Source organism: Streptomyces synnematoformans (genome assembly GCF_039531005.1).
In the GTDB taxonomy this organism is placed as follows: domain Bacteria; phylum Actinomycetota; class Actinomycetes; order Streptomycetales; family Streptomycetaceae; genus Streptomyces; species Streptomyces synnematoformans.
The window spans coordinates 1-2,754 of the sequence record NZ_BAAAPF010000533.1 but is presented as its reverse complement, the minus strand read 5'-3'; the positions used below and the strand labels follow the sequence as shown (position 1 = coordinate 2,754).

Here is a 2,754-nt window from a genome sequence, read left to right as displayed (position 1 = left end):
GGCGCTGGGGTCGCTGGCGCAGCGGTACACGGCGGTGACGGAGGCCCCGGGCGGCGGGGATGGCGTCGGCCGGCACGGGACCGCCGGGTGCGGTGGCGCCGGACGCGGGGTCGTCCGGTGCGGGGGAGCCCGGTGCGGGGGCCGGGGGCGGACTCGGCGGCTGACGTCGGGGGGCTGCGGCCGGCGGGGCTATGCGCGGCCGCGGGCGGCGGTCGGCGGTACGGGGGTGACCGGTTCGTCGGCGGCGGTCCGCATGTGGCCGGTGTGCTCACGGGCGCCGGCCCGCTCCGCGCCGGCCCGCTCGCTGCCCCAAGCGGCCAGCGGCACCAGCGCCGCGTTCAGCCGGATGCCGTCGTCCGTCAGCGAGTACTCGACGCGGGGCGGCACCTCCTCGTACGACACCCGCCGGACGATCCCGTCCGCCTCCAGCTCGCGCAGGTGCGACGCGAGCACCTTCTCGGTGACGCCCGGCAGCAGCCGGCGCAGCTCGCCGAAGCGACGCGGCGGGTGCTCGTCCAGCGCCCAGAGGATCAGCACCTTCCACTTGCCGCCGATGACCTCCATCGCGGCGTCGATGCCGCAGACGTGGCCGTCCGGTGCGCCCGGCCGGTTGAGCGTGGTCATGCTCTGCCCTCCACCTGCTCGCTCACCCCAGGGTAACCACCCACTCCGAAGTGCGTACTTGATCACCCACGTGCCTGTGACCAGCCTTGTCGTCATGACTCCGCACACCGATGACAAGACCCCCGTGACCCTCCTCGGCCTCGGCGCGATGGGCACCGCGCTGGCCCGCGCCTGGCTCGCCGCCGGCCACTCGGCGACCGTCTGGAACCGCACTCCCGCCCGCGCCGACGCGCTCGCCGCCGAGGGCGCCCGTACCGCCGACAGCGCCGCGGCGGCGGTCGCGGCGGGCCCCCTGGTCGTCGTCTGCCTGCTGGACGACGCGTCGGTCGGCGAGGTGCTGGCCGACGCCGACCTCGCCGGCAAGGACGTGGTCAACCTGACGACGTGCACCCCCGGCCAGGCCCGTACCCGCGCCGCGTGGGCGCGGGAGCGGGGTGCCCGGTACCTGGACGGCGGGATCATGGCCGTACCGCCGATGATCGGTCAGCCGGAGGCCGGCGGCTACGTGTTCTACAGCGGCTCGTGCGAGCTGTTCGACCGCCACCGGGAGGTCCTGGCCGTCCCGGCCGGCACCGCGTACGCCGGCGCGGACCCGGGCTCCGCGGCGCTGCACGACGTGGCGCTGCTGAGCGCCATGTACGGCATGTTCGCCGGCGTCACGCACGCCTTCGCCCTGATCCGCCGCGAGGACGTGGACCCGGCGGAGTTCGCCGGGCTGCTGGCCGACTGGCTCACGGCGATGATCCCGATGGTGCACGGAGTCGCCGCCGAACTCGGCGTCGGCGGAGAGTCGGAGGAGGACGCCTCCAGCCTCGCGATGCAGGTGGCCGGCACCCCCACGTTCCTGGACACCGCCCGCCAGCAGGGCGTGAGCCCCGAGTTGCTCACCCCGTACTTCGAGCTGATGCGCCGCTGCCTGGCCGAGCGCACCGGCGAGGGGGCGCCGCGGAGCATGGTCGACCTCCTGCTCGGCTGACCCCGGACGTGCCCCGCGGGCTGCCGGCGGCGGGCCGTCAGCGGCGGGCCGTGCCCTTCTCCGCGTCCAGGGCGTAGACGCAGCGGTCCTTGCTGCAGGCGTAGACGACGCCGTTCGCGACCACCGGGGAGCCGGTGATCTCGCCGTCCGTGGCCAGCTTCCAGCGGAGTTGGCCGCCGACCGCGTCGACCGCGTAGATGCAGTGGTCCGCGGAGCCGAAGTGAACGCGGCCGTCCGCGGCGACCGGCGCGCCGATCAGGTCGCCGCGGGTGGCGAAGCGCCACATCGGGGTGCCGGCGACGGCGTCGAGGGTGTAGAGGGCGGAGCCGCTGCCGACGTGGACGTGGCCGTCCGCGACGAGGACGGGCTCGATGGACTGGCGGGCCTCCGTGGCGATGCGCCAGCGCTCGCGGCCGTCGGCGGCGTCGAGGGCGTAGACCGTGCCGAGGTGGTCCGCGACGAAGACGCCGCCGCCCGTCAGGGCCGCGCCCGGGGCGTACGCGGGCGGGCTGAGGATCACCGCGGGGGCCTCGAACGTCCAGCGCAGCGTGCCGTACGCCGCGTCCAGCGCGAGCACCCGCTTGCCCGCCGACGCGAAGAGCGTGGGCCCGGCGGCGGCATCGGCCGGGAGCAGCCGCACCGGGACGCCGCCGCAGGCGGCGGCGTCGCCGATCGGGTACGACCAGCGCTCGGCGCCGGACCTGGTGTCCAGGGCGCGCAGCCGGCCGTCGCCCCAGACGTACACCGTGCCGTCGTGGACCAGCGGCCCGGCCTCCTGCGTCTCGAACTCCGTCTGCGCCCCGTTCAGCTCCCACAGCGGCTCGCCGGTCGTCGCCTGCCGGGCCTGCATGCCGCCGCCGCGGGTGCCGGTGACGACGGTCCCGGCGGCGACCTGCAGCGAGTAGACCCAGCCGCCGGTGCTCTGGCGCCAGCGCTCGCGGCCGTCGGCGGCGTCGAGGGCGTACAGGCTGGGGCCGTCGGAGGCGTGGATGAGGCCCTCGGACAGCGCCATGGACCAGGCGACCTCGCGGGTCTTGAACTGCCGCCGGCCGCTGGCCACGTCCAGGGCGTGGACCTCGAAGGAGGTCACGTACAGCAGGTTCCCGGAGACGACGGGCTTGCCCCAGACGTCGTTCGACATCCGGAACCGCCAC

3 protein-coding genes are annotated in these 2,754 nt (G+C 75.8%); 1 reads left to right on the top strand and 2 read right to left on the bottom strand.

Going from position 1 to position 2,754, the window contains the following annotated elements:
- Positions 1 to 189 precede the first annotated feature (189 nt).
- Positions 190 to 624, bottom strand: coding sequence for a winged helix-turn-helix transcriptional regulator (locus ABD317_RS35600; RefSeq protein WP_344295934.1), 435 nt, complete (start codon positions 622 to 624; stop codon positions 190 to 192).
- Between the two features lie 94 nt (positions 625 to 718).
- On the opposite strand from ABD317_RS35600, the gene ABD317_RS35595 reads away from it, so the two are divergent.
- Positions 719 to 1,600: an NAD(P)-dependent oxidoreductase gene (locus tag ABD317_RS35595; RefSeq protein ID WP_344295930.1), complete on the top strand. Its 882-nt coding sequence runs from the start codon at positions 719 to 721 to the stop codon at positions 1,598 to 1,600.
- Positions 1,601 to 1,637: 37 nt separating this feature from the next.
- Here the strand turns inward: ABD317_RS35595 and ABD317_RS35590 are convergent.
- A partial coding sequence (locus ABD317_RS35590; protein ID WP_344295927.1) for an outer membrane protein assembly factor BamB family protein occupies positions 1,638 to 2,754 on the bottom strand: 1,117 nt, incomplete at its 5' end.

Coding starts and splice junctions, on each gene's coding strand:
- ABD317_RS35600 (WP_344295934.1), bottom strand. CDS start 624: ATGACCACGCTCAACCGGCCGGGCGCACCGGACGGCCACGTCTGCGGC.
- ABD317_RS35595 (WP_344295930.1), top strand. CDS start 719: ATGACTCCGCACACCGATGACAAGACCCCCGTGACCCTCCTCGGCCTC.